This is a genomic window from Streptomyces sp. CMB-StM0423, from assembly GCF_002847285.1.
Taxonomy (GTDB): Bacteria; Actinomycetota; Actinomycetes; order Streptomycetales; family Streptomycetaceae; genus Streptomyces.
Map to the genome: position 1 here is coordinate 6,333,651 of NZ_CP025407.1, position 25,463 is coordinate 6,359,113.

At 74.2% G+C, this 25,463-nt stretch carries 19 protein-coding genes; 7 read left to right on the top strand and 12 right to left on the bottom strand.

The genetic code is table 11. The annotated features are described in order from the left end of the window. From CXR04_RS27535 to lipB, 4 genes are all read right to left on the bottom strand, one after another. Nucleotides 1-696, bottom strand: a complete 696-nt coding sequence (locus CXR04_RS27535) for a DUF4191 domain-containing protein (RefSeq protein WP_018837591.1) — start codon at nt 694-696, stop codon at nt 1-3. A 115-nt stretch (nt 697-811) separates the two neighbouring features. After that, nucleotides 812-985 carry a hypothetical protein gene (locus tag CXR04_RS35345; RefSeq protein ID WP_199850541.1) on the bottom strand — a complete coding sequence of 58 codons (174 nt, stop codon included), beginning with the start codon at nt 983-985 and terminating at the stop codon, nt 812-814. 204 nt (nt 986-1,189) lie between these two features. Next, a complete protein-coding gene (lipA, locus tag CXR04_RS27545; RefSeq protein WP_101424929.1) occupies nt 1,190-2,128 on the bottom strand; it encodes a lipoyl synthase in 939 nt (312 codons plus the stop codon). Between the two features lie 61 nt (nt 2,129-2,189). Next, nucleotides 2,190-2,972 carry a lipoyl(octanoyl) transferase LipB gene (gene lipB, locus CXR04_RS27550; RefSeq protein ID WP_101426638.1) on the bottom strand — a complete coding sequence of 261 codons (783 nt, stop codon included), beginning with the start codon at nt 2,970-2,972 and terminating at the stop codon, nt 2,190-2,192. Nucleotides 2,973-3,209: 237 nt separating this feature from the next. On the opposite strand from lipB, the gene CXR04_RS27555 reads away from it, so the two are divergent. After that, nucleotides 3,210-4,841: a regulator gene (locus tag CXR04_RS27555; RefSeq protein ID WP_101424930.1), complete on the top strand. Its 1,632-nt coding sequence runs from the start codon at nt 3,210-3,212 to the stop codon at nt 4,839-4,841. A gap of 406 nt (nt 4,842-5,247) precedes the next feature. Here CXR04_RS27555 and CXR04_RS27560 read toward each other — a convergent pair whose 3' ends face one another. Together CXR04_RS27560 and CXR04_RS27565 are read right to left on the bottom strand one after the other, a co-directional pair. Next, on the bottom strand, nt 5,248-6,684 hold the full coding sequence (locus tag CXR04_RS27560) for an NAD(P)/FAD-dependent oxidoreductase (RefSeq protein ID WP_101424931.1): 1,437 nt from the start codon (nt 6,682-6,684) through the stop codon (nt 5,248-5,250). Nucleotides 6,685-6,971: 287 nt separating this feature from the next. Continuing rightward, the gene (locus tag CXR04_RS27565; RefSeq protein ID WP_101424932.1) at nt 6,972-7,865 is read right to left on the bottom strand and encodes a TIGR01777 family oxidoreductase; all 894 of its coding nucleotides are present in this window, start codon (nt 7,863-7,865) and stop codon (nt 6,972-6,974) included. Nucleotides 7,866-7,920: 55 nt separating this feature from the next. Here CXR04_RS27565 and CXR04_RS27570 point away from each other — a divergent pair, with 55 nt between their 5' ends. From CXR04_RS27570 to CXR04_RS27580, 3 genes are all read left to right on the top strand, one after another. Beyond that, nucleotides 7,921-8,469, top strand: coding sequence for a GNAT family N-acetyltransferase (locus CXR04_RS27570; RefSeq protein WP_101424933.1), 549 nt, complete (start codon nt 7,921-7,923; stop codon nt 8,467-8,469). A 120-nt stretch (nt 8,470-8,589) separates the two neighbouring features. Next, nucleotides 8,590-9,111: a DUF4240 domain-containing protein gene (locus tag CXR04_RS27575; RefSeq protein ID WP_101424934.1), complete on the top strand. Its 522-nt coding sequence runs from the start codon at nt 8,590-8,592 to the stop codon at nt 9,109-9,111. An 89-nt stretch (nt 9,112-9,200) separates the two neighbouring features. Further along, nucleotides 9,201-10,166 carry an SDR family oxidoreductase gene (locus CXR04_RS27580; RefSeq protein ID WP_101424935.1) on the top strand — a complete coding sequence of 322 codons (966 nt, stop codon included), beginning with the start codon at nt 9,201-9,203 and terminating at the stop codon, nt 10,164-10,166. On the opposite strand, the gene CXR04_RS27585 is transcribed toward CXR04_RS27580, so the two are convergent. Next, complete coding sequence (locus CXR04_RS27585) at nt 10,148-11,143, bottom strand: helix-turn-helix transcriptional regulator (RefSeq protein WP_101424936.1); 996 nt, start codon at nt 11,141-11,143, stop codon at nt 10,148-10,150. The genes CXR04_RS27580 and CXR04_RS27585 overlap by 19 nt on opposite strands. 66 nt (nt 11,144-11,209) lie before the next feature. Between CXR04_RS27585 and CXR04_RS27590 the strand changes: the two genes are divergently transcribed. Together CXR04_RS27590 and CXR04_RS27595 are read left to right on the top strand one after the other, a co-directional pair. Continuing rightward, a complete protein-coding gene (locus CXR04_RS27590) occupies nt 11,210-12,757 on the top strand; it encodes a sodium-dependent transporter (RefSeq protein ID WP_101424937.1) in 1,548 nt (515 codons plus the stop codon). Beyond that, entirely contained in the window at nt 12,757-12,864 is a 108-nt protein-coding gene (locus CXR04_RS27595; RefSeq protein WP_101424938.1) for a methionine/alanine import family NSS transporter small subunit, read from the top strand. The genes CXR04_RS27590 and CXR04_RS27595 overlap by 1 nt, the downstream gene beginning before the upstream one ends. 135 nt (nt 12,865-12,999) lie before the next feature. Here the strand turns inward: CXR04_RS27595 and aceE are convergent, their stop codons facing one another. The 4 genes from aceE to CXR04_RS27615 form a co-directional block, all read right to left on the bottom strand. After that, nucleotides 13,000-15,705 (bottom strand): pyruvate dehydrogenase (acetyl-transferring), homodimeric type, encoded by a 2,706-nt coding sequence (gene aceE / locus CXR04_RS27600; protein WP_101424939.1) that lies wholly within the window; start codon nt 15,703-15,705, stop codon nt 13,000-13,002. A 742-nt stretch (nt 15,706-16,447) separates the two neighbouring features. Next, the gene (locus CXR04_RS27605) at nt 16,448-17,071 is read right to left on the bottom strand and encodes a GntR family transcriptional regulator (RefSeq protein ID WP_101424940.1); all 624 of its coding nucleotides are present in this window, start codon (nt 17,069-17,071) and stop codon (nt 16,448-16,450) included. A gap of 136 nt (nt 17,072-17,207) precedes the next feature. Next, nucleotides 17,208-18,590 carry a copper amine oxidase gene (locus CXR04_RS27610; protein ID WP_101424941.1) on the bottom strand — a complete coding sequence of 461 codons (1,383 nt, stop codon included), beginning with the start codon at nt 18,588-18,590 and terminating at the stop codon, nt 17,208-17,210. Then, the gene (locus CXR04_RS27615; RefSeq protein ID WP_101424942.1) at nt 18,583-19,335 is read right to left on the bottom strand and encodes a hypothetical protein; all 753 of its coding nucleotides are present in this window, start codon (nt 19,333-19,335) and stop codon (nt 18,583-18,585) included. Before CXR04_RS27615 ends, CXR04_RS27610 begins: the two co-directional genes overlap by 8 nt. Before the next feature lie 240 nt (nt 19,336-19,575). Here CXR04_RS27615 and CXR04_RS27620 point away from each other — a divergent pair, with 240 nt between their 5' ends. Further along, entirely contained in the window at nt 19,576-23,466 is a 3,891-nt protein-coding gene (locus CXR04_RS27620; RefSeq protein WP_101424943.1) for an nSTAND1 domain-containing NTPase, read from the top strand. A 111-nt stretch (nt 23,467-23,577) separates the two neighbouring features. On the opposite strand, the gene sucB is transcribed toward CXR04_RS27620, so the two are convergent. Next, nucleotides 23,578-25,431: a 2-oxoglutarate dehydrogenase, E2 component, dihydrolipoamide succinyltransferase gene (sucB, locus tag CXR04_RS27625; RefSeq protein ID WP_101424944.1), complete on the bottom strand. Its 1,854-nt coding sequence runs from the start codon at nt 25,429-25,431 to the stop codon at nt 23,578-23,580. Nucleotides 25,432-25,463: the final 32 nt, after the last annotated feature.

The window sequence follows — 25,463 nt, forward strand, 5'->3', positions numbered from 1 at the left end:
TCAGCGCAGCTTGCCGCCGCCCTTCGGCATCCGCATGCCCTTCGGCATCGGCCCCTTCGGGATCGGCATGTTGCTCATCAGGTCGCCCAGCGCCTTCAGCCGGTCGTTGACCTGCGTGACCTGGGGGCCCTGCAGCACCCGCGGCAGCTTCACCAGCGTGGCCCGCAGCTTCTTCAGCGGCACCTGGCCCTCGTCGTTGCCGACGACGATGTCGTGGACCGGCACGTCCGCGACCACCCGGTTCATCTTCTTCTTCTCGGCCGCCAGCAGGCCCTTCAGCCGGTTCGGGTTGCCCTCGCCGACCAGGACGATGCCCGCCTTGCCCACGGCCCGGTGCACGACGTCCTGCTGCCGCGTCATCGACACCGCGGGGGTGACGGTCCAGCCCCGCTTCATGTTGTCCAGCACCGCCGCGGCCGCGCCCGGCTGGCCCTCCATCTGCCCGAACGCCGCCGCCTCCGCGCGCCGGCCGAAGACGATCGCCATGCCGAGCAGCGCGAGCAGGAAACCGACGATGCCCAGGTAGATCGGGTGCCCGATGAGGAAGCCGATGCCCAGGGCGGCGCCGAGGACCAGGATGCCCACGCCCGCGACGATCAGACCGACCTTGGGGTCGGCCCGCCTGGTCATCTTGTACGTGAGGGCGATCTGCTTCAGACGCCCGGTGTTCTCGGGTGTGGGTTCACTGCTGGCCATGCCGCGAATTCTACGGCCAGCCGGGCCCGAGGTCAGACCGGGCCCGGCACCGGATGGCCGGATCGGGGCGGCGCCGGGACGCGGGCGGGGTGCCGGCGGCGCCGGGGCGGGGTGGCTATCGGGGCAGAGCGGACGTACCGCCCGCGGGCGGGTCCGCCTGCGACACCGCCGACTCCGACTCCCGGCGGGCGCTGGCCCGGCGGCGGTCCTCCAGAACGGCGTCCCAGGCGTTACGCCGTGCGGTGCGCTGCTCGCCGCGGAGCAGCACTCCCTCGATCGTGCGCAGCAACCCGGCGACGGTGGGCCGGTGCGGCGGCCAGGATGGTAACGACGACGGTGACGACGGCACGACGGCCCCCCTCGGCGGTCGGGAAGTCAAAGCTGGGATCCATGCTCACCCCGTGGTGTTACCAGCGCGTGGCCCGGCGGTCAAAGCGGGGTGAAGACCGCCGGGCGCTCCGGGCCGGCGGCGCTGCCGGCCCGGTTCGCGGGCTTACGCCGCGGGCTGCGCGCGCCTCTCCATGGCCTGCTTGTACAGCCGTCCCGCCCGGTACGAGGACCGCACCAGCGGCCCGGACATGACGCCCGCGTAGCCGATCTCCTCGGCCTCCTGCTGCAGCTCCACGAACTCGTGCGGCTTCACCCACCGCTCCACCGGGTGGTGCCGCGGCGACGGCCGCAGGTACTGCGTGATGGTGATCAGCTCGCAGCCCGCCTCGTGCAGGTCCCGCAGCGCCTGGCTGACCTCCGCGCGCTCCTCGCCCATGCCCAGGATGAGGTTCGACTTCGTCACCAGGCCGGCCTCGCGGGCCCGTGTGATGACCTCCAGCGACCGCTCGTAGCGGAAGCCGGGGCGGATGCGCTTGAAGATCCGCGGGACGGTCTCGACGTTGTGCGCGAGCACCTCGGGGCGGGAGGAGAAGACCTCCGCGAGCTGCTCCGGCTCGGCGTTGAAGTCGGGGATCAGCAGCTCCACGCCCGTACCGGGGGCGACGGCGTGGATCTGGCGCACCGTCTCCGCGTACAGCCAGGCGCCGCCGTCCTCCAGGTCGTCGCGGGCGACGCCGGTGATCGTCGCGTACCGCAGCTCCATGCGCTGGACGGACTCGGCGACCCGGCGCGGCTCGTCGCGGTCCAGCTCGTCGGGGCGGCCGGTGTCGATCTGGCAGAAGTCGCAGCGCCGGGTGCACTGCCCGCCGCCGATCAGGAACGTCGCCTCGCGGTCCTCCCAGCACTCGAAGATGTTGGGACAGCCGGCTTCCTGGCAGACCGTGTGCAGGCCCTCGTCCTTGACGAGCTTCTGCAGCGCGTTGTACTCGGGCCCCATCTTCGCGCGGGTCTTGATCCACTCGGGCTTGCGCTCGATGGGGGTCTGGCTGTTGCGGACTTCCAGGCGGAGCAGCTTGCGACCGTCGGGTGCGACAGCGGACACGTCCGGGCTCCTAGCTTTCGATTCCTCGGCGTTCTCCAGCGTACGCCTCTGAAATGGGGAGTCAGACCGCGCGGGGGAGCGGCTCTGCCGTCTCCAGGATCTCGCGCAGATGCTTCTCCACGACAGGGAGAACCTCCGACACCGGTACGTCTCTTCCCAGCTCCCCGGAGAGCGAGGCCACACCCGCGTCGCGGATGCCGCACGGCACGATCCGGTCGAACCAGGTGTTGTCCGGGTTGCAGTTCAGCGAGAAGCCGTGCATGGTCACGCCCTTGGCGACGCGGATGCCGATCGCGGCCAGCTTGCGGTCCTCGCGGCGCTGGCCGGCGTTGGACGGCGCGTACTCGGGACCGGCAAGGCGCGGGTCGTACTCCTCGTCCGAGAGGCGGGGGTCGAAGTCAAGCGCCAGCCCGCCCAGCTCCGCGCGCTGCTCGACGGGGTCGCCCAGCACCCAGACGCCGCTGCGGCCCTCGACCCGGGTGGTCGCCAGGCCGAAGTCGGCGCAGGCGCGGATCAGGGCCTCCTCCAGCCGGCGTACGTGCGCGACGACGTCCACGGGGCGCGGCAGCTTCAGGATCGGGTAGCCGACGAGCTGTCCCGGACCGTGCCAGGTGATCTTCCCGCCGCGGTCGACGTCCACCACGGGGGTGCCGTCGAGCGGGCGCTCGTCCTCGGCCGTGCGGCGGCCCGCGGTGTAGACCGGCGGGTGCTCCAGCAGCAGACAGGTGTCGGGGATCTCCTCGGCGAAGCGGGCGGCGTGCACGCGCCGTTGCTCCTGCCAAGCCTCCAGGTACTCCACGGCGTTCTCGCCGAACCCCAGGTGAACGAAGCGCAGCTCGCCCACGGTGCCCTCCTCGCGCTGTTCGCGCAGTTCGCGCCGGGCGGCGTGTGTGCCTCCGCCCGGCATATGCGGCCAGCGGTATTCCAGCCGACCCTCTGCCACTGTACGGCGGTATACGTTCCCGCCCTGCACCCAGGTCTCCTCACACGATCGAATGAAGCTGGGACGAAAGCGGCGAGTGAGGCTTGTTTCGCCGCTACATTCGCGCCGTTCCCGGAGGCCAGGCAGGAGACCCCACAGGTGACGACGGAACGACCTTCACAGCGGCCCCCCAACCGCCAGCTCGCGGCCCTCATCTCCGAGGCCGGGTTCTCCAACGCGGGGCTCGCCCGCAGAGTCGATCAGCTAGGGCTCGAACACGGCCTCGACTTGCGGTACGACAAGACATCGGTGACCCGGTGGCTACGCGGCCAGCAGCCGCGCGGCACGACACCGGCCCTGATCGCCGAGGTGTTCACCCGGCGGCTGGGCCGCCGGCTGACCGCGCAGGACCTCGGGCTCGACGCGTGCGCACCCGTGTACGCCGGACTTGAGTTCGCCGCGACGCCCACCGAGGCGATCGACATCGTGAGCGGGCTGTGGCGCAAGGACACGGGCAGTCAGGCGGAACTGCGGAAGATCGCGTTCACTCCTGCGGGTCTAGTTGTGCCGAGCCGGGATTGGCTCATCGGCAGGCCGGACGAGAAGGTGGCGCGGGAGCTGCAGCAGCAGCGCGGTGCGCCCGGTTCTGCGGTGTTGCCGGGGGCGCCCGGCGCGGTGCGGGTGCCGGCGCAGGGGCGCGGTCCCGGGGTGGGCCTCGGCGGTGTCGCCGTCGGTGCCGGTGTCGGCGCGGGGCCGGGTGCTTCGGGCGGGCCCGGGGGCATGGCGGGTGCGGGCGGTCCCGGAGGCGTCGGCGGTGCCGGCGTGGCCGCCGGGCGCGGCGACCCGGGGCCCGGCTGGGGCGGCCCGGGAGCGCGGGCGCCTGGCCAGCGGGTGACCCAGGGGGACATCGGGGCGATGCGGTCGGTCGCCGAGATGTTCCGGGCGCTGGACAACGCCTACGGCGGCGGGCACGCCCGGCAGGCCCTCGTGCGGTACCTGGAGCACGAGGTCGAGCCGATGCTGCGCGGCACGTACAACGAGGCGACGGGGCGGCGGCTGTTCTCCGCGGCCGCGGACCTGACGCGGCTGGCGGGCTGGACGTCGTACGACATCGCGGCCCACGGGCTGGCCCAGCGGTACTTCGTCCAGGCGCTGCGGCTGGCGCAGGCGTCGGGGGACCGGGCGTACGGCAGCTACGTGCTGGTGACGATGAGCCGCCAGGCGGTCTACCTGGGGCACGGCCGGGAGGCGGTGCAGTTGACCCGGGTCGCGCAGCAGGGCGTCGGCGGGGGCGCGCCGCCGGTGGTGCAGGCGCTGCTGCACGCCGCGGAGGCGCGCGGGCACGGGCTGCTGGGCGAGGTGCGGGCCTGCACGACGTCGCTGGCGCGGGCGGAGCGGGCGCTGGAGTCGGCGCGGCCGGGGGAGGAGGCGCCGCACTGGGCGCGCTTCTTCGACGAGGCGCAGCTCGCGGACGAGTTCGGGCACTGCCACCGGGACCTCCAGCAGTACCGGGCGGCGGCGCAGCACGCGGAGCGCTCGCTGCAGCTTCGGGCGGCGGGATTCGCGCGCAGCCGGGTCTTCTGCCGGCTGGTGCTGGCGACGGCGCGGCTGGGGCTCGGCGAGGTGGAGCAGGCGTGCGTGCTGGGCGCGGAGGCGGCGCAGCAGGCGGCGGAGATGCGGTCGGCCCGGGCGGCGGAGTACGTCCGCGACTTCGAACGCCGCCTGGAGCCGTACCGCGACGCACCTCCGGTGCGGGCGTACCGGGAGCGGGTCGCGGCCCTGGCGGTGTGAGGCGGGCCTGCCCCGCGACCGCGGGGTGCGGGGCGGTAGCGGGGCGGTGGGTGCGCGCGTTTCGGGAGCGGTGCTCTTGCTGCCGGTGCTCTCGCTTCGGAGCACTGCTCTCGCGCGGCGCGTTGCCGGCGCGGACCGGGTGCGCTCGTCCCGGAGCGGTGCTCGCGGTTGGGAGTGGCGCGCGGCGGGCGGTGCTCCCGGTTCGGGGTGCCGCTCTCCCGGCGCGGTGGTCTCGTTTCGGAGCACTGCTCCGGGACCGGAGCAGTGCTCCGAAACCGGAGCGCTGCTTCTGCACCGGAGCGGTGCTTCCGTCGCGGGGCAGTGCTCTCACCGCAGAGCGGTGTTCCCGCCCCGGAGCGGTGCTCTCGGTGGCGAGCATCGCTCCGGGGGTGGAGAACCGTTCCTGCTAGGCGACTGCCGGGATGGCCGTCGTGGTCGTGGCCGGGGTGAGGCCGAAGTCGCGGAGGAGGGCTCGGGCGGCGCGGCGGCCCGAGCGCAGGGCGCCCTGGGGGCTGCTCGTGTCGCGGTGGTCGCCGCAGACGTAGAGGCCGCACAGCACCCGTACCGGCCGGCGCAGGTCGTGCGGCGCCGGCATCGCCGGTATCGCCTCCGGGTCGTGGTGCGCTCCCACCAGCTCCCAGTCGAACGCCGACGTCCCGTACAGCTCGCTCAACTGCCGCCGCGCCGACTTGTCCAGCACCCGCGCCGGCCGGCCCGCGTCCTCGCCCAGCACCACGGAACTGACCAGCGCCCGCCCCCGCGGCGCCCGCGACGTGTCCGCGCCGCTGACCACCGCCGTGTGCGACACAGGACCCCGCGCCCCCTCCGCGTCCACCAGCAGCGCCGCCTGCCGCCCGCCGCCCGGGACCGGCCCCCGTACCCCGGTTTGACGCGCCTCGCCGGCACCCGCCGGCACACCGTCCGCCCCGTCCTCGCCCACCGCCGGCCCGTCCCCGCCCGGCACCGACTCCACCGGGGCGCTGTGGTGCAGCACCGTCACCGGGTGGAACCCCGGCAGCCGCAGCCCCGGCAGCAGCCCCGCCGCCGCCCGCGCGCCCGTGGCGACCAGCACCGACCGGCACCGCAGCACCCCGTGCCCCTCCGTCCGCACCGCGGTCGTCGACACCGACACCGCCCGCACCCCCGTCCGCACCGTCCCGCGTGGCAGCGCAGCCGCCAGCTTCCGCGGCACCGTCCCCGCCCCGCCGGCAGGCAGGCAGAGCCGCCCCCGCGCGAACGCCCGCAGCGCCAGGTCCGCCGAGCGGCTCGACGTGGTCAGCGCCGGGTCGTTGAGCAGCGCCACCAGCAGCGGCCGCAGGAATCCCGCCGCCATCCGCGGCGGCAGCCCGCGCGCCGCCAGCGCGTCCGCGGCCCGCCGCTCCGGCCGGGCCAGCAGCCGCCCCGTGGGTACGCTCGCCAGCCGGGCCAGCGCCGTGGAGAGCCACGCCTGGTCGATGACGGCGCCCCGGGGCGCACGCGCGGCGCTGGCGAACGCGCTCGCCCTCGTGAACGCGCCCCCCGTGCTCCTCGATCCGCCGATACGCTGCCGCCGCCCGCCCGCGCAGACCACCACGTCCCCGTCGAGCGGGCACAGCGGCACCTCCGCGAGCCCCGGCAGGCGACGCAGTTCCGGGTACGAGGTGTTGAGCAACTGCAGCGAGCGGTCCAGCCGGAATCCGTCGACGTGGTCGGTGGTCATCCGCCCGCCGACCTGCTCGTCCGCCTCCAGCACGGTCACGTCGAGGCCCGCTCCGACCAGGTGCTGGGCCGCGGAGAGACCGGCGAGTCCTGCGCCTACGACGACGACGTCGACGGGGTCCGTGCTTCCTGCGGCATGGGGCACGGGTGCCTCCCGGGGTTGTGCGTCCGCGGCCGAGCGCTCTCTCATGCCGCCGGACGCCTGTTTGATGCCCAACTGGGCATGGTCGTATCCGCGTTCCCCCGTGGACGCGTTCCGATGACGATAGGTCGGATGGTGGCGCCGGCCAGGTGCGCACCACAAGGGCACTGACGCACACCCGGCGCAACCAGCCGCGACACCGCCCCCGCAGAGCCCCCGCAGAGCCCTCGCCCGAGCCTCAGGAAAGCCCCCGCCGAGTCCTGTCGGATCCCCGCCGAGCCCCCGTCCCCTCAGCCCCGCAGCGCCGCCCGCAGCGCCTCCTCGATCCCCGGGAACGCGAACGCGAACCCCGAGTCGAGCAGCTTCCGCGGCACCACCCGCTGGCTGCCGATCACGTCCTCCGCGAACCCGCCCAGCGCCGCCCGCAGCGCGGCCGCCGGCACCGGGAACGGTGTCGGCCGGTGCAGCACCCGCCCCATCGCCGCCGTCACCTCGCGGTTGGTCAGCGGCTCCGGGCCCGTGAGGTTCACCGGCCCGGCAAGGGACTCCGTGTCGATGAGGTGGTGCAGCGCCGCGATGTGGTCGTGCAGGGAGATGAAGCTCCAGTACTGCCGCCCGTTGCCGAGCCGCCCGCCGAGACCCGCACGGAAGATCGGGAACAGCCGCCCCCACGCCCCGCCCTTGCGGGAGACCACCAGGCCCGTACGGGCGTGGACGGTACGGATCCCCGCCTCCTCCGCCGCGTTCGTCGCCGCCTCCCACTCCTGGCACAGGTCGGCGAGGAAGCCCCGCCCCGGCGGTGCGGTCTCGTCGACGCGGCGGTCGCCGGTGTCGCCGTAGTAGCCGATCGCGGTGCCGCAGACGAAGACGGACGGCGGCCGGTCGAGGGAGGCGACGGCGTCGGCGACGGCAGCGGTGCCCAGCACCCGGCTGTCGCGCAGCACCCGCTTGTAGCTCTCGGTCCAGCGCCGGTCGGCGATGCCGGCGCCGGCGAGGTGCACGACGGCGTCGCAGCCGTCGAGCCGGCCGGCGTCGACGTACCCCTTCCCGGGATCCCACCGCACCTCGTCCGGCGCGCTCGCCTCCCGCCGCACCAGCCGCAGGACGTCGTGCCGGTCGGTCCGCAGCGAGCCGACGAGGGCGGAGCCGATGAGTCCGGAAGAGCCGGAGACCGCGATGCGCATGGGCCCATCCTGCCCTCATGTGCCGTGCTCCGGCAGCTCGTGCCACAGTGAGCGCATGACTGACGTGCACGGCGGCGGGGCGGTCGGTGGCGGCGAGCTGCGGATACGTCCCGCGATGGCCGCCGACGGGGATCTGCTCCGCGAGCTGGACACCCGGACCTGGTCGCACCTGCACGCGGTGACCGCGCCGCCCGACACCGGCGCACCGTTCTTCGACGAGCGCCACAACCCCGACGACTACCTCGTCGCCGAACTGCCCGGCGCGAACCCCGCCGCCCCCGCCCCCGCCCGCGTCGTCGGCTACATCTGCGTCGTCCCCCCGACGTCCCTGGCGGTTAACGGGCACGTACGCCAGATCCAGGGCCTCGTCGTCGCCCCCGAGGTCCGCGGCGCCGGCGTCGCGCGGGCCCTGCTGCGGGCGGGCGCGGAGCACGCCCGCGCGGCCGGTGCGCGGCGGCTGACGCTGCGCGTGCTGGGGCACAACGCACCCGCGCGGCGGCTGTACGAGTCGGAGGGTTTCGCGGTGGAGGGGGTGCTGCCGGAGGAGTTCCTGCTGGACGGCACGTACGCGGACGACGTCCTTATGGGGCGCACGCTCCTCTGACCCGCGCGCCCCCAGCACGATCCGGTACGAGCCCCACCCCCGGCGCCGGCCCCTCCGGGACCTCCCGATTCCGCCGCTCCGCGTGCGTGCGCGCGCCGGAGGGCAGATGCTGGATCCGTGATGGAGGAGTCGGAGTTCTGGGAGCTGATCGACGCCGCCCGCGAGACCGCCGAGGGCGACCCCGCGGAGCAGGCCGACCTGCTCGTGGACCGGCTGACCGGCCTCGAACCGGACGCCGTGACCGACTTCGCCTGCCACTTCGAGTCGCGGATGAACCGCGCGTACCGCATGGACCTGTGGGGCGCCGCGTGGGTGCTGCTCGACGGGGTCAGCGACGACGCCTTCGACTCCTTCCGCGGCTGGCTCGTCGGCCAGGGCCGGACGGTCTTCGAGGGGGCGCTGCACGAGCCGGACGACCTCGCGGACCTGCTGGAGGACTTCGACGAGGAGACGGACGGGGAGGGGGAGGACCTGGCGTACGTGGCGGACGAGGCGTACGAGCGGCTGACCGGGCTGAAGCTGCCGGAGCTGGGGCTGCCCGAGGGGCCGGCGGAGCCGGTGGGAGAGGCGATCGACTTCGAGGACGCCGGGGTGCTGGCGCGGCGGTACCCGAAGCTGTGGGCGCTGTACCGGGAGGACTGACCGGCGGGACCGACCCGGAGGACCGACCCGCAGCAGTGACCCGGAAAACCAGACAGAAGATGTCCGGATTCGCTGTCACGGTGGTCCCCATGAGCGAAGAGCAGAACCGAGACAAGCCCGTACCCCACACCGCGGACAAGCCCCTGCGCGGGAAGGTCGCCCTGGTCGCGGGCGCCACGCGGGGCGCGGGCCGGGCCATCGCCGTGGGCCTGGGCGCGCTGGGCGCCACCGTGTACGCCACCGGCCGTACGACCCGGCAGCACGTCAGCGAGGTCGGCCGCACCACCGAGACCATCGAGGGGACCGCCGAGCTGGCCACCGCGGCCGGCGGCGAGGGCGTCGCGGTCCGCGTCGACCACCTCGAAGCCGATCAGGTACGGGACCTGGTCGCCCGCATCGAGCGCGACCACGGCCGGCTCGACGTGCTGGTGAACGACGTCTGGGGCGGGGAGCACCTCGTCGAGTTCGGCAAGAAGATGTGGGAGGTCGACCTCGACCGCGGCCTCAGGATGATGGAACTCGGGGTCAAGACCCACATCATCACCAGCCACTGCGCGCTGCCGCTGCTGCTGCGCACCGGCGGCGGGCTGGTGGTCGAGATCACCGACGGCACCGCGGAGGCCAACAAGCCGTACCGCGAGATGTTCTTCTACGACCTGACCAAGAACGCCCCGATCCGGATGGCCTTCGGCCTCAGCCACGAGCTGAAGGACGCCGGCGCCACCGCCCTCTCCCTCACCCCCGGCTTCCTGCGCTCCGAGCAGATGCTCGACCACTTCGGTGTGGCCGAGGAGAACTGGCGCGACGCGATCGCCAAGGACAAGCACTTCGCGCTCTCCGAGACCCCCGCCCTCGTCGGCCGCGCGGTGGCGGCGCTGGCGGCGGACCCGGACAAGGCGCGGTGGAACGGGCAGTCGCTCTACAGCGGGCAGGTCGCCAAGGAGTACGGGTTCACGGACACCGACGGCACCGTGCCGGACAGCTGGCCGTACTTCCGTAAGGCCATGGCCGGCGAGGACCCCGGCGACCCGGAGAGCTACCGGCTCCGGCCGTAGCGCGCGGCGCTGGCGGCCGCCGCCGCCGCGCACCGCGCGCGCAGCTCCGGCGGCCCCAGCACCTCCGCGTCCGGACCCAGGGCGAGGAGCTGGGTGTACGCCACGTCCACGGACTCCACCCGCAGCCGGACGGCCGTCCAGCCCCGCTCGTCGGGCTCGCCGGCCCCCGCCACGGCGTCCTCGGCGGCGAGCCGGTCCGTGACGTGCGGCAGCCGCCGCAGGCCGTCGGGGGAGAGCCGCAGCGTCACCTCGTCCCGCAGGATCGACCGCGCGAACGCCGCGGCCCGCTCCGCCCAGAAGCCCGGCAGGTCGAACTCCTCGTCCCGCTCGAAGCCCGCCCCGCCGCCGACGGCCGCGGCCCGCTCGAAGCGCTCCACGCGGTAGACCCGGTACGCGCCTCCCGCCCCCGGCACCCGCGCGACCAGGTACCAGACGCCCGCCTTCAGCACCAGCCCGTACGGCTCGACCTCCCGCTCCACCGCCTCCGCCGCCGGCCGCCGCCGGTACGTCACCGCCAGCGTCCGGTCCGCCCACACCGCCTCCGCCACCGCCGGCAGCAGCTCCGGCACGTCCGGCTCCCGCCACCACCCCGGCGCGTCGAGGTGGAACCGCTGCGCCGCGCTCTCCGGGGCGCCGCGCAGCTCCGGCAGCAGCGCCGCCGACACCTTCAGCCGCGCCGCGGACGCCGCGTCCGCCAGCCCCATGTCCCGCAGCGCGCCCGGCACTCCGGACAGGAACAGCGCCTCCGCCTCGGTCCGCCCCAGGCCGGTGAGCCGGGTGCGGTAGCCGCCGACGAGCCGGTAGCCGCCGGTCCGCCCGCGGTCGGCGTAGACCGGCACCCCCGCCTCCCCGAGCGCCTGCACGTCCCGGGCGACGGTCCGCTCGGAGACCTCCAGACGCTCCGCCAGCTCGGCGGCGGTCATGGAGGGACGGGACTGGAGGAGCAGAACGAGGTGGATGAGGCGGGCGGCGCGCATGCCAGCCATCTTGCAGCGTCCTGATACCGTCCTTCGGTACTGCACCAAAGAACATGAGAGTTTTATATGTCCAACGAGCCTCGTGAGCGTTGGGGAAACCGGGCAGGCTTCCTCTTCGCCGCGATCGGATCCGCGGTCGGTCTCGGCAACATCTGGCGCTTTCCCTATGTCGCCTACGACAACGGCGGCGGCGCCTTCCTTCTGCCGTATCTCGTGGCGCTGCTGACGGCGGGACTCCCGCTTCTGATCATGGAATACGTCATCGGCCGCCGCTACCGCTCCTCCCCGCCCGGCGCCTACCGGCAGCTCTCCCGCCCCGCCGAGGCCATCGGCTGGTGGCAGGTGGCGATCTGCTTCGTGATCTCCGCGTACTACGCGGTGATCCTGGCCTGGGCCGTCCGCTATGTCGGCTTCTCGATCGACGAGTCGTGGGGCGACGACCCCAACGCCTTCTTCTCCGAGGACTTCCTCAAGTCCGGCGAACCCGGCACCGTCTCCACCTTCGTACCCGGCGTGATGTGGCCACTGCTGGGGGTGTGGCTGGTCACACTCGTCATCCTCTGGCTCGGCGTGCGCCGCGGCATCGAGTGGGCGAACCGCGTCTTCATCCCGGCGCTGCTGGTGTTCTTCGGCATCCTCGTGGTCCGCGCGGTCACCCTGGACGGCGCGGGGGAGGGCCTGGACGCCCTCTTCAAGCCGGACTGGGGGGCGCTGGGCGAGGGCAGCGTGTGGGTCGCCGCGTACGGGCAGATCTTCTTCTCGCTGTCCATCGGCTTCGGCATCATGATCACGTACGCCTCGTACCTGGGCCGCAAGTCGGACCTGTCCGGCTCGGCGCTCGTCGCCGGCTTCGCCAACAGCTCGTTCGAGATCCTGGCCGGCATCGGCGTGTTCTCGGTGCTCGGCTTCATGGCCGCGCAGCAGGGCGTGGGCGTCAACGAGCTGGCGACCTCGGGCGTCGGGCTGGCGTTCGTGGCGTTCCCGGCGATCATCTCCAGCATGCCGGGGGGTGCGTTCTTCGGCGTGATGTTCTTCCTGTCGCTGGTGATCGCCGGCCTGACCTCGCTGGTGAGCATCGTGCAGGTGCAGGTCGCCGCGGTCGAGGACCGTACGGGTCTGTCCCGCAGGGCGGCCGTCGCGATCGTCGGCGGCGTGCTCACCGCGGTGTCGGTGCTGGCGTTCGCCAACGACGGCGGGCTCACGCTGCTCGACGCCGCCGACCACTTCATCAACCAGTACGGCATCGTGCTCGCCGGGCTCGTGTCGGTCGTCGTCGTGGCCTGGGTGCTGCGCCGGCTGCCGCTGCTCCAGCGGGACGCCAACGCCACGTCCGCGGTGCGGATGGGGCGGGTGTGGCTGGTGTGCCTGGGGCTCGTCACCCCGCTGGTGCTCGGCTGGATGATGGTCGACAGTCTGCGCACCGAGCTGGACGAGAACTACGGCGGCTACCCCGGCTCGTTCCTCGGCTGGGCCGGCTGGGGCGTCGCCGCCGGTGCGCTGCTCGTCGGCGTGCTGGCCGCGCTGGTCCCCTGGCGGCACCACGGCGACATCGGCGGCCGGGCGCCGGAGGCACGGCCCGTGGAGGACCTGGAACCGGCGAAGGAGGGCAACTGATGTCGGCGAGCGCCATCGTCATGCTGGTCGTCGCGATCGTGATCGTCTGGGGCGGCCTGGTCGCGGCGCTGCTGAAGCTGCGCAGCTTCCCGGACGAGCCGGACTAGCCCCGGGCGGGCGCCCGGACGGGAACCGGGCGGCCGTATCGGGGTACGACCCCGCGGCCGGTACGGGCCCGGCCTGCATCCCCGCAGGCCGGGCCCGTACGTCGTACGCCGCAGCGCTCGGGCTCGGGTCCGGCCTCAGGCCAGCCCGTACTTCGCCGCCGCCGCCGCGACCGTCTCCTTCTTCACCTCGCCTCGCCGCGCCAGCCGGTCCAGCACCGCCACCACGATCGACTCCGGGTCGACCCCGAAGTGCCGGCGGGCCGCCTCGCGGGTGTCGGAGAGGCCGAAGCCGTCCGTGCCCAGCGAGGTGTACTCCTGCGGGACCCACTGCGCGATCTGGTCGGGCACCTGCCGCATCCAGTCGCTGACGGCGAGAACCGGGCCCGGTGCGTCTTCCAGAGCACGGGTGACGTAGGGGACCCGGTCCTCGCCGCGAAGCTGCGCCGCGTCACAGGACAGGGCGTCACGGCGCAGCTCGCTCCAGGAGGTGGCGGACCAGACGTCGGCCGCGACACCCCAGTCCTCGGCGAGCAGTCGCTGGGCGTCGAGCGCCCAGTGGATGGCGGTGCCGGAGGCGAGCACCTGGGCGCGCGGGGCGTCCTCGGCGGCGGCCCCGGCAGTGGAGCCGGCGGGGGAGTCGGCGGTCCGGTAGCGGTAGAGGCCGCGGACGATGCCCTCCTCGACGCCCGCGGGCATCGGGGGCTGGACCTTCGGCTCGTTGTAGACGGTGAGGTAGTAGAAGACGTCCGGGTCCTCGCCGGGGGCGGCCTCGCCGTACATGCGGCGCAGCCCGTCCTTGACGATGACCGCCACCTCGTACGCGAACGCCGGGTCGTAGATCAGCGCCGCGGGGTTGGTGGAGGCGAGCAGCGGGGAGTGGCCGTCGGCGTGCTGCAGGCCCTCGCCGGTCATGGTGGTGCGGCCCGCGGTGGCGCCGACGACGAAGCCGCGGCCCAACTGGTCGGCGAGCGCCCAGAACTGGTCGCCGGTGCGCTGGAAGCCGAACATCGCGTAGAAGATGTAGAAGGGGATCATCGGCTCGCCGTGCGTCGCGTACGACGTGGCCGCGGCCGTGAAGGACGCCAGCGAACCGGCCTCCGTGATGCCCTCGTTGAGGATCTGCCCGTTCGCCGCCTCCTTGTAGTACAGGAGCTGGTCGCGGTCGACTGGGTCGTAGTTCTGCCCGCGCGGGGAGTAGATCCCGGCGCTCGGGAAGAGCGACTCCATGCCGAAGGTACGGGCCTCGTCCGGCACCACCGGCACCCAGCGGCGACCGGTCTCCTTGTCCCGCATGAGGTCCTTGACCAGGCGGACGAACGCCATCGTCGTCGCGATCTCCTGGCTGCCGGAGCCCTTCTTGAGCGCGTCGAACGGCTTCGCCGCCGGCTCCGGCAGCGCCGCCGGGTGCACCCGGCGGGCCGGCGCGGGGCCGCCGAGGGCGGCGCGGCGCTCCTGGAGGTAGCGCACCTCGGGGGAGTCGGGGCCGGGGTGCGCGTACGGCACGAGGTCGCCGTCGAGCGCGCTGTCCGGGATGGGCAGCTCCAGCAGGTCACGCATGTCGCGGAACTCGGCGCCGGTCAGCTTCTTCATCTGGTGGTTGGCGTTGCGCGACTCGAAGCCCTTGCCGAGCGTGTGGCCCTTGACGGTCTGCGCCAGGATCACGGTCGGCGCGCCCTCGTGCGCGACGGCGGCACGGTACGCGGCGTAGACCTTCCGCGGCTCGTGACCACCGCGGGAGAGGTGGAAGCAGTCGAGGATCTTGTCGTCGCTGAGCAGCTTCGCCAGTTCGGCGAGCGCGGGCTCGGCGCCGAAGAAGTGCTCGCGGATGTACGCGGCGTCGCGGGTGGCGTAGGTCTGGAACTGCGCGTCCGGCACGGCCCGCAGTCGGCGGGCGAGCGCGCCGGTGGTGTCGAGCGCGAGCAGCTCGTCCCAGGCGGAGCCCCAGAGCGACTTGACGACGTTCCAGCCGGCGCCGCGGAACTGGGCCTCCAGCTCCTGTACGACCTTGAAGTTGGCGCGTACGGGGCCGTCGAGGCGCTGGAGGTTGCAGTTGATGACGAAGGTGAGGTTGTCGAGCTGCTCGCGGGCGGCGAGGGCGAGCGCGGCGGTCGACTCGGGCTCGTCCATCTCGCCGTCGCCGAGGAAGGCCCACACGTGGCTGGCGGAGGTGTCCTTGATGCCGCGGTTGGCGAGGTAGCGGTTGAACCGCGCCTGGTAGATCGCGGAGATCGGGCCGAGGCCCATGGAGACGGTCGGGAACTCCCACAGCCACGGCAGCCGCCGCGGGTGCGGGTACGAGGGCAGCCCCTCGACGGCGCCGGGCGCGGCCTCCTGGCGGAACCGGTCGAGGTGGGCCTCGGTGAGCCGGCCGTCGAGGAAGGCGCGGGCGTAGATGCCGGGGGAGGCGTGGCCCTGGATGTAGAGCTGGTCGCCGGAGCCGGGGGCGCGGGGGTCGTCCTTGCCGCGGAAGAAGTGGTTGAAGCCGGTCTCGTAGAGCCAGGCCGCGGAGGCGAAGGTGGCGATGTGCCCCCCGAGCCCGAACCGGGACCCGCGGGTCACCATGGCGGCGGCGTTCCACCGGTTCCACGCGGCGACCCGCCGCTCCAGCCCGGGATCGCCGGGCAGCTCGGGCTCGGCGGCGGTGGGGATGGTGTTGACGTACGGCGTCTCCAGCAATGACGGCACGTCCAGACCGGCGTCCCCGGCGTGCGCGACGGTACGGCGCAGCACCTGCGCGGCCCGGTCGGGCCCGGCGTGCCGCACCACCGCGTCCAGGGACTCCCGCCACTCGGCGGTCTCCTGCGGGTCGCGGTCGGGGAGCTGGTCGAGCTGACTCTGCATGGCAACTACCTCCTCGACCGACTGTAAGTCTCCGATCGATGATCGATCAAAGGTTGGACGACAAAATACTTCCGAAACCAGAAAGTAGGCATGCCGTGCCATCTCCTCGTGCACGCGGTGCCTGCGGCCGGCACGGCGGGGTAGCCCCGGCCCGGGTCGCGGGCCGTACGCGGTGGGACCCGCCTACGGGCGTCGCCTGCGGCAGCGGGGTGCGGGACCGAAGCCCTGGAAGGCGGCGGTACGCGGTACGGGCGGCACGGGCAGTGCGGTCGGGGAGCGGCCCCGGACCCGGCCCGGTGCGCCGCAGGGGTGTCCGCGCGGGGCCCGAAGGTGCCCGGCGAGCCCATGCGCGGGGGAGCCTGCGGCGGGATGAGAGCCCCGGTAGAGGCCGGGGGCGGAACTCCGCGGGGACGGGGCGCGAGGCCCGTAGGAGGACAGGGGGCCCAGCCCCATGGGCACGGAGGCCCCACGGCAGAGCGTCCGGCCGGGTCCGGTCCCGGCTCGGGACGAGCCCCGCGGGGTCGTGGGGCGGAGCTTCCGGCCGAGTCCGGGGCGCGTCGTGCCGCGAGAGGGGCCGGCGCAGCCCTGCGAGGGCAGGGGCGCAGCTCCGAGCCGGGGCGCGTACGGGGCCTGAGGCGATCCCCGGGCCGGGGGCGGAGCCCTCGTCGCGTTCGGTGCACAGCGCCTGGAGGGCGGGGCGTAGCCCCGCGGGGCGGTGGGGCGGGGTCCCCAGGGGGCCCGGTTACGCGGGGGCGCAGCCCAGGACGTGGGATTTGACCAGTTCTGCGATGGCCGGGTCGCGGCGGCGGAAGGCTTCCACGATCTCCGCGTGCTCCTCCGCGTACGACTGCTGGCGCGTGCCCAGCCAGCGGATCGCCAGCGACGTGTAGATCTCGATCCCCAGCGACTCCCACGTGTGCAGCAGCACGCTGTTGCCCGACGCGCGCACCAGCTCCCGGTGGAACGCCACCGTGTGCCTGACCTGCGCCCCGCCGTCCCCCTTCGCGTCCGCCTCCCGCAGCGCCGCCACGTGCGGCTCCAGCGCCGAGACGTCCGTCGCCAGCCGCGGTGCCGCCAGCTCCGCCGCGATCTGCTCCAGGCCGGCCCGTACCGGATAGATCTCCTCCAGATCCGCCGCCGTCAGGTCGCGGACCCGTACGCCCTTGTTCGGCGCCGACTCGATCAGCCGCATGCTCTCCAGCTCGCGCAGCGCCTCGCGCACCGGCGTCTGGCTGACCTCCAGCTCGACCGCGATCCGCCGCTCCACGATCCGCTCGCCCGGCTTCCACCGGCCGCTGACGACGCCCTCCACGATGTGCTCGCGGATCTGCTCGCGCAGCGACGGATGGACGACGGTAGGGGGCATCGGCATCTCCTCGGGGTGCTCACACAGACGTGCAGGGGGTGCAGACGAGAATACGGCGCCCCCGCCCGGACCGGAGCCGGACGGGGACGCCGCGGAGGTGCGCGTCAGCATGCGTCAGCGCGCGTGGTGCCCTCGCTCAGTCGAAGGGATCACCGTTGTACTGCGGCTTGCGCAGCCGGTCGGGCGTGAGCGGGCTCATGTCCGTCACGTCGCGCGGCGAGAGCTGGAAGCCCTGCCAGTGCACCGGCATCGGCGACTGGTCCTCGTCGCGGGCGATGTGGTGGAAGCCGACGTTCACCCAGACGATCGGGTGCTTGAGCTGCTCGCCGTTGGTGGCGGCGACGATGTCCTTCGAGCAGTTGGAGTCCCACCGCCGGTTGTGGTTCGGGAACTTCTCGCACTTCTTGTACTGCGTGAAGTACACGTCCTTGCTGGTGAACTTGCGCCCCGTGTAGCGCGCGCTGTTGCTGTGGACCAGCTCCCAGGACCGGGTGTGCCCGTCGCCGTTCTTGCCCGCCGTGCCGCTCACGCGCCACCAGCGGTGCTGGCCGGAGTTGCCCGACGTCTCCTTGGTGACGTTCTTGCGGGTCGTCTCCTGCGCCGGGTAGCCCCCCTCGCCGGTGCCGCTGCGGTTCGTGTCGTACTGCTGGATCTTGGCCGGGCGGGCGCTGTCCGTCTGGAAGTCCAGCCGCCAGAAGATGTTGTGCTGGTGGCTGGTCGCGCGGTCGCGCGACTCCTTGCCGATCGGCCAGCCCTGCTTGTCCGAGGCGTCGAAGTCACCGGGGGAGAGGTTGCCGGTGGCGCCCTCCTTGGCGGTGATGGTGCCGTCGTCGGAGAAGTTCCACTGGGTGATGTAGTAGTAGTACCCCGCCGAGTGGATGGTGTAGACGACGAGGTCGTCGCCCTGCGCGCTGTCGTTGCGGCCGTTCTCCTCGCCGACGTCCCAACTGTTGCCGAAGTGCGCGAAGCCGCGCGGCTGCTGGGTGACGCACACCGCGTCGTACGCCTCGCCGCCGACCTTCACCGGGCGGCGGGTGCCGCCGGGGCAGTCCTTCTCCTTCAGCGACACGGGCGACGTGCCGAGCGAGATGTCGGTGACGTCGTAGTACTCGACGCCGCCGTCGTCGTACGGCACGTGTATCTGGCCCAGCCGGGCGCTGTTGAGCACCGGGACGGCGCTGCGGGCGCCCTTCGGCTTGTACGAGATGTCCTCCAGGACCAGGCCCGCGTAGTCGTTGTTCCGGTAACACATCTGCCACTCGGTGCCGTTGGGCAGCTTGTGAGTGATCCGGTACTCCTCGCTGCAGTCCGGCGCGGCCGCCTGCGGCGCCTTCGGCGTCGCGGCGCCGGCCGTGGGCAGCGCCGCGGGTCCGGCGGCCGGGAGCAGCAGGACCAGGGCGGCGACGGCGCCCCCGCGCCAGGTCGCGGGGCGGCGCCAGAACGCGCCCCCGCGCCGGCCGGCGGATACGCCGGAGCCGGCGTCCGGCGCGTCCGGCCCGTGGGTCGTGGGGTTACGCATGGTGCACCTTCCGCTCGCTCAGGTCGATGACGAAGTCGCGGGTGTCGATCCACGGGCCGTCCTTGACCCGGGTGAAGAGCCGCACGCAGCGGTGCTCGCCGCACTTTTCCAGGCCGCCGGAGTCGCCCGGCCGCGCCTCGTACGTCATCCCCTGGACCTGCAACTGCCCGGCGCCGGTCAGCTCCTTGCCGGTCGCCGCCTTGTAGTCCTGCCGCAGTCCGGCCCCGACGGGGCTGTCCACCAGCAGGTCGGCGGCGGCCTCCGCCTCCGGCGCGGCCGGCGGGGGCTGCGCGCCGGTGGACTCGACGGTGTCCACGACCTCGTTGCTGCCGAGGTTGACGCTCTTCTGGACGAGCGTGTCCCGCGCGTAGTCGTAGAAGTACACCTCGGCGATCCGGTCGTCGCCGGCGCTCGCCGAGGAGTCGGCGAGGTCGGTGTTGACGAGCTGCGGTATGCCCTCGCGGCCCCTGACCCCCTCGCTCTCCGTACGCAGCGGCCGGTCCCCGGCGAGCGCCAGCTCCTCGGCGCGCTGCTCCTCGTCCGGCGTCAGCGGGTCGCTGCCCGTGCCGGTCTTCTCGCTCGGCAGCGGGGCCGTGCCCGGTCCCCCGGTGCCCGGCGTCCCCAGCGCGCCGGGCGCCGGGGACGATGCGGCCACCCCCGGATCCCCGTCCTGTTGGTCGTCGCCCGCCGCGCCGAGCGGCACGGCCACGACGACGGCGGCCGCGGTGCCCGCGACGGCCGTCAACGCCCCCCATACGATGCGCTGTCGTATGCGGCGGCGGCCTCCCCCCGATGTGCTCATGGGAAGTCCCTTCATTTTGTTCGGTCTGGACCGATTAGATCGGCAGGACCGTTGTTCAGCACCCCGTTTCGGCCCTTCTGAACAATCCCCGAGGGCCGTCGTACGGCGTCCGCGGCGCGGTTTATCGTGGGGAGCGACCCGGGGGAGCAGGCAGGGGAGCAGGGCAGCGAGGGGGGTCCGCCCATGGGGCGGCGCGAGAAGCCCGTGGATCCGTCCGCGGGCCCGGTCCAGCGCTTCGCGTACGAGCTGCGCAAGTTGCGGGCCGAAGCAGGGGGACCGACCTACCGGCAGCTCGCCGCGCGCGGGCCGTACTCGGTGACGGCGCTGTCGCAGGCCGCCGCCGGCGACCGGCTGCCGTCGCTGCCGGTGGCGCTGGCGTACGCGGAAGCCTGCGGCGGCGACCGGGGCGAGTGGGAGTGGCGCTGGCGGCAGGCGGCCGCGGAGGACGCGGAGCAGCCGCTGCAGTACGGCGACGCCGCGCCGCCGTACCGGGGCCTGGCGCGCTTCGAACCGGGCGACCGCGACCGGTTCTTCGGCCGCGACCGGCTCACCGCGGACCTCGTGGAGCTGGTCCGCGCCCGCCGCTTCGCGGCGGTCTTCGGCCCGTCGGGGAGCGGGAAGTCGTCGCTGCTGCGCGCGGGGCTCGTACCGGCGCTGCAGTCGGGGGGCGTACGGGGACGGGACGGCGAGGGTGCGGAGGGGGCGGAGCGGACCGAGCGCGGAGAGCGCGGGGAGCAGGCGCCGGGGGAGCCGGGCGGGGGCGGCGGGGAGCCGGTCTGCCCGCCGCCCGCCGCGCTGCGGATCCTCACGCCCGGCGAGCATCCGGCGCGTACGCACGCCGACGTGCTCGACGCGGCGCCCGGCGAGGGGGACACGTACCTCCTCGTCGACCAGTTCGAGGAGGTCTTCACCCTCTGCCAGGACCCCGGGGAGCGCGCCGCCTTCCTCGACCGCCTCCTCGCCGCCCGCGACCCGGCGCGCCGCCTGCGGGTGGTCATCGCCGTACGGGCGGACTTCTACGGCCGCTGCGCCGAGCACCGCCCGCTGACCGAGGCGCTGCGCGACGCGCAGTTGCTCGTCGGCCCGATGTCGCCCGCGGAGCTGCGCGAGGCGGTGGTCAAGCCCGCGGCGGCGGAGGGCCTGATCGTCGAACGGGCCCTGACGGCGCGCATCCTCAAGGACGTCGACGGCGAACCGGGCGCGCTGCCGCTGATGTCGCACGTGCTGCTGGAGACGTGGCACCGGCGGCGCGGCCGGTCGCTGACGGAGGAGGCGTACGAGGCGGCGGGAGGCGTCCGCGGTGCCATCGCGCGGACGGCGGAGCGGGTCTACGGCGAGCTGACGCCGCCGCAGCAGCAGGTCGCCCGCCGCGCACTGCTCCGCCTGGTCTCGCCCGGCGAGGGCTCCCAGGACACCCGCCGCCCGGCACCGCGGGCGGAGCTGGCGGAGATCGCCGCGCATGCCGGTGCCGCAGGCGGGAGCGGGGGACCGGCGGCGCGCCCCGGTGACGACCCCGACCACCTCCGGGACGATGCCGCCGCCGATGTCGGGTACGTGCTCGAACGGCTCGTCGAGGCCCGGCTGCTGACCCTCGACGACGACATCGTCGACCTCGCCCACGAAGCCCTCCTCACCGCCTGGCCCCGCCTGCGCGGCTGGATCGAGGAGGACCGCGAGCGCATGCGCGCCCTGCGGCAGCTCACCGAGGCCGCCCACGGCTGGGAGGAGCTGGACCGCGATCCCGGGGCGCTGTACCGGGGGAGCCGGCTCGCGCAGGCCGAGGAGTTGTTCGCGGACCGGCCGCAGGAGCTGACCGGCGGCGAGGCCGCCTTCCTCGCCGCCAGCCGGGCCGCCCGCGGCCGGGAGCGGCGGCGGTTCCGCGGCCTGCTCACCACGCTGGTCGCGCTGGTCGTCCTCGCCCTGGTCGCCGGCTCGTTCGCGTGGCAGCAGGACCGCGCCGCCGACGCCGAGCACCGCCGCGCCGAGGCCCGCCGCGTCGCCGCCGTCGCCGGGAGCCTGCGGTTCACCGATCCCGTACGGGCCATGCAGCTCAGCGTCGCCGCCTGGCGGCTCGCCGACACCCCGGAGACCCGCGGCGCCCTGCTCGGCGCGCTGCACCAGCGCGAGTCCGACTCGTTCGCGCTGCCCCAGGACGGCGAGCCGCGCGCGCAGCGCTTCCTCAGCGCCGACGGCCGCACCGTCACCAGCGTCGGCAAGGACCGCACCGAGCGCTGGGACGTCGCCACCCACCGCCGGCTCGACTCGGGGCCCGGCCTCGGCCACCCCGTCGACGAATCCGACTTCGACGTCTCACCCGACGGCCGCACCCTGGCCGTCGCCGACGACGACGGCGGCCTGCGGCTGCGCCCCGGCCGCCGCGGTGAAATCCCCGGCTCGACGGGCTGGTTCGGCCCCAGCGGCCGGACATACGTGTCGAACACCTGGTCCTTCGACGGCGAGCGGACGCATCTCGCGCTCTACGACGTACGCAGCCGCAAGAAGCTCTTCTCCTACGAGACGGGCAGCGGCGACCCCGGCTGGTTCAGCCATGTCAGCCCCGACGACCGGCTCGTCGTCGTGTGCCCGGACAGCGGCGTGCCCGAGGTGTGGCACACGGGCGCGCGGCAGCGCATGCTGCGCGCGTACCCCGCCGCCCGCGACGCCTGCGGCGCCGACACGGCGGCGCTGGAGTTCACGCCCGACAGCCGCGGGATCGTCGTGATGAACGACTCCGGCTTCCGCGTGCTGGACGTGGCGACGGGGCGGAAGCGGCTGGAGGTGGAGCGCGAGGGGCTGTCGGAGATCGAGTTCAGCCGGGACGGCTCGCTGGTCGCCGCCGTGGGCCCGGACGAGCTGATCGTGTGGCGCACGGCCGACGCCTCGGCGCCGGTGCTGCGCCATCCGCTGGTCAGCGAGTACGCGACGGAGCTGCGGGTGACGCCGGGCAACAGGGAGCTGCGGTATCTCAGCGGCCTGTCCGGGCACGTGGTGCGTACCGTGCGGCTGGACGGCATCGCGGGCGCCGGCTGGCACGAACGGCGGCTGGAAGGCGCGGCGTTCAGCCCGGACGGCGGCAAGCTGGTCACCGCCCGCCGCTCGGGGGCGCGCGGCGTCTTCGAGGTGCGCGACATGCGCGGCGGCCGGACGCCGCAGACGCCGCCCCCGCTGCCCTGCCGGGTGCCGGAGGGGCTGGATCCGGTCGAGGACTTCTGCATTCCGCTGATGGCGTTCAGCCCGGACGGCCGGCGGCTGGCGTACGCGCTGCCGAGCGTGCTGGGCGACGAGCCGGAGCGGGTGCACGTGTGGGACACGGCGAAGGGCCGGATCGTACGGACGCTGGTCGTCACCCCGGATCCGGCGCGGGCCAACCCGCTGAACAGCCTGGCGTACGGCGCGGGCGGCAAGCTGATCCTCTCCCGGATACCCGACCGGGAGTCCCTGGAGGTGTGGGACGTCTCGCGCGGCGAGCGCGTGCGGCGGCTGCGCGACACCGGCGGCGATCCGCTGGCCCTGCACCCCGGTGGCAAGTTGCTGGCCACGGGCGACGACCAGCTCGTCGCGCTGCGCGGGGGCCGGGTGACGCCGCGGCCGCTGGCGCAGGACGGGGTGCGCTCCGTGGAGTTCAGCCCGGACGGCCGCTTCCTCGCCGCGGGCGACGACTCCGGCCGCATCACGCTGTGGGACGGCGAGGGCCGGCGCCGCCTCGGGGTGCTGCCCGGTACGTACCGGGGGATGCAGACGGGCGCCGCGGAGCCGGCGACGGCGCTGGCGTTCTCGCCGGACGGGCGCACGCTGGCGGTCGCGGGGCACTCGGGGACGCTGCGGCTGTGGGACACCGCGTCGAACCAGTCGCTGGGCGGCAATCTGCCGACCGCGGGCGACGAACTGCTGGCGGTCTCCTTCAGCCCCGACGGCAGCGAGATCTACGCGGTCGGGCGGCACACCGCGCCGCGCGCCTACCCGGCGGATCCGGAGCGGGCGCGGCAGGCGGTGTGCGCCCGCGCGGGCGGTGGTCTGTCGCGGGCCGACTGGGAGGCGTACCTGCCGGGGACGCCGTACCGGGACACCTGCTGATCAGACCCGGCCCCCCCGCTCACCCACCGGGAACACGACCGCGCCCCCGCCCGGGCTGCTGCTCGGAGCGGGGGCGCGGCCGGTGCGTACGGAGCTACCGGACCGCTCGCCTCACAGGCCGATCTCGCTCTCGAACTCGCCCGCCTCCAGCAGGCCCTTGACCGCCCCCAGGTAGCGGGCGGCGTCGGCGCCGTCCACCAGGCGGTGGTCGTAGGAGAGCGTCAGATACGTCATGTGCCGCACGGCGATCGTCTCGCCCAGCTCCGGGTGGTCGACGACCGTCGGACGCTTGACGGTGGCGCCGAGGCCCAGGATGGCGACCTGGTTCGGCGGCACGATGATCGTGTCGAACAGCGCGCCGCGCGAACCGGTGTTGCTGATGGTGAAGGTCGCGCCGGACACCTCGTCCGGGGTGATCTTGTTGTTGCGGACCTTGTCCGCCAGCTCCGCCGTCTTCCTGGCGATGCCGGCGATGTTGAGGTCGCCCGCGCCCTTGATGACCGGGGTCATCAGGCCCTTCTCCGTGTCCACCGCGATACCGACGTTCTCGGTGTCGAAGTAGCTGATCGTGCCCTCGTCCTCGTTGATACGGGCGTTGACGACCGGGTGGGCCTTCAGCGCCTGGACGGCGGCCTTGACGAAGAACGGCATCGGCGAGAGCTTCACGCCCTCGCGCTGGGCGAACGCGTCCTTGGCCCGGGCCCGCATCCGCATGATGCGGGTGACGTCCACCTCGACCACGGTGGACAACTGGGCCTGCTCGTGCAGGGCGCGCATCATGTTGTCGCCGATGAGCTTGCGGATGCGCGGCATCTTCACGGTCTGGCCGCGCAGCGGCGACGCCTCCAGCACGGGCGCCGCGGGCCGGCCCGCCGACGGCGCCGCGGTGGCGGCGGCCGGGGCGGAGGCGGCGGCGCGGGCGGCCTGCTCGGCGGCGGCGACGACGTCCTGCTTGCGGATCCGGCCGCCGACGCCGGAGCCCTTGACGGCGGCCAGGTCGACGCCGGACTCGGCGGCGAGCTTGCGCACCAGGGGGGTGACGTACGCGCCCTCGGCGGCGGGTACGGGCGCCGGAGCCGCGGCGGCGGGAGCCGGAGCGGCCGGTGCCGGGGTGGGCGCCGGGGCGGGCTGGGCCGGCGGCGGCGGGGGCGGGGCCGGCTGTGCCGGTGCGGGCGCCGGAGCGGGAGCCGGAGCCGCGGCCGGGGCGGGTGCCGCGGCGGCAGGTGCGGGCGCCGCCGGAGCGGGAGCCGGAGCTGCCGGAGCGGCGGGTGCGGCAGCCGCCGGAGCGGCCGCGCCGCTGCCGATGACCGCCAGCTTCGCGCCGACCTCCGCCGTCTCGTCCTCCTGGACCACGATCTCCAGCAGCGTGCCGGACGCCGGTGAGGGGATCTCGGTGTCGACCTTGTCGGTGGAGATCTCCAGCAGCGGCTCGTCGGCCTCGACCTGCTCGCCGACCTGCTTCAGCCAGCGGGTCACGGTGCCTTCGGTGACCGACTCGCCCAGCTCGGGCAGCGTGACGTCGGTGCCCTGAGCGCCGCCCGCGGCCTGCGCGGGCTGCGGGGGCGCCGCGGGCGCGGGCGCGGGTGCGGCCTCGGCCGGCGCCGGAGCCTGGGCCTGCGGCGGAGCCGGGGCCTGGGCGGGCTCCGGAGCCGGTGCGGCGGCGGGCGCGGCCGCGGGGGCCGCGGCCTGCGCTGCGGCCGGCGCGGGCGCCGCCGCGGCGCCGCCCGTACCGTCGTCGATCACGGCCAGTTCTGCGCCGATCTCGACGGTCTCGTCCTCGGCCACCTTGATGGAGGACAGCACTCCGGCAGCGGGGGAGGGGATCTCGGTGTCGACCTTGTCGGTGGAGACCTCGAGCAACGGCTCGTCGGCCTCGACGCTCTCGCCCTCGGCCTTGAGCCAGCGCGTGACGGTGCCCTCGGTGACGCTCTCACCGAGCGCCGGCAGGGTTACGGAAACCGCCATGGTTTCGGTTGCTCCTAACGATCTTTGGGGGA

Excerpts from the sequence above, each read along its gene's own strand:
- CXR04_RS27535 (WP_018837591.1), bottom strand. The coding sequence starts at position 696 with ATGGCCAGCAGTGAACCCACACCCGAGAACACCGGGCGTCTGAAGCAG.
- CXR04_RS27565 (WP_101424932.1), bottom strand. The coding sequence starts at position 7,865 with ATGCGCATCGCGGTCTCCGGCTCTTCCGGACTCATCGGCTCCGCCCTC.
- CXR04_RS27570 (WP_101424933.1), top strand. The coding sequence starts at position 7,921 with ATGACTGACGTGCACGGCGGCGGGGCGGTCGGTGGCGGCGAGCTGCGG.
- CXR04_RS27575 (WP_101424934.1), top strand. The coding sequence starts at position 8,590 with ATGGAGGAGTCGGAGTTCTGGGAGCTGATCGACGCCGCCCGCGAGACC.
- CXR04_RS27580 (WP_101424935.1), top strand. The coding sequence starts at position 9,201 with ATGAGCGAAGAGCAGAACCGAGACAAGCCCGTACCCCACACCGCGGAC.
- CXR04_RS27585 (WP_101424936.1), bottom strand. The coding sequence starts at position 11,143 with ATGCGCGCCGCCCGCCTCATCCACCTCGTTCTGCTCCTCCAGTCCCGT.
- CXR04_RS27590 (WP_101424937.1), top strand. The coding sequence starts at position 11,210 with ATGTCCAACGAGCCTCGTGAGCGTTGGGGAAACCGGGCAGGCTTCCTC.
- CXR04_RS27595 (WP_101424938.1), top strand. The coding sequence starts at position 12,757 with ATGTCGGCGAGCGCCATCGTCATGCTGGTCGTCGCGATCGTGATCGTC.
- aceE (WP_101424939.1), bottom strand. The coding sequence starts at position 15,705 with ATGCAGAGTCAGCTCGACCAGCTCCCCGACCGCGACCCGCAGGAGACC.
- CXR04_RS27605 (WP_101424940.1), bottom strand. The coding sequence starts at position 17,071 with ATGCCCCCTACCGTCGTCCATCCGTCGCTGCGCGAGCAGATCCGCGAG.
- CXR04_RS27610 (WP_101424941.1), bottom strand. The coding sequence starts at position 18,590 with ATGCGTAACCCCACGACCCACGGGCCGGACGCGCCGGACGCCGGCTCC.
- CXR04_RS27620 (WP_101424943.1), top strand. The coding sequence starts at position 19,576 with ATGGGGCGGCGCGAGAAGCCCGTGGATCCGTCCGCGGGCCCGGTCCAG.
- sucB (WP_101424944.1), bottom strand. The coding sequence starts at position 25,431 with ATGGCGGTTTCCGTAACCCTGCCGGCGCTCGGTGAGAGCGTCACCGAG.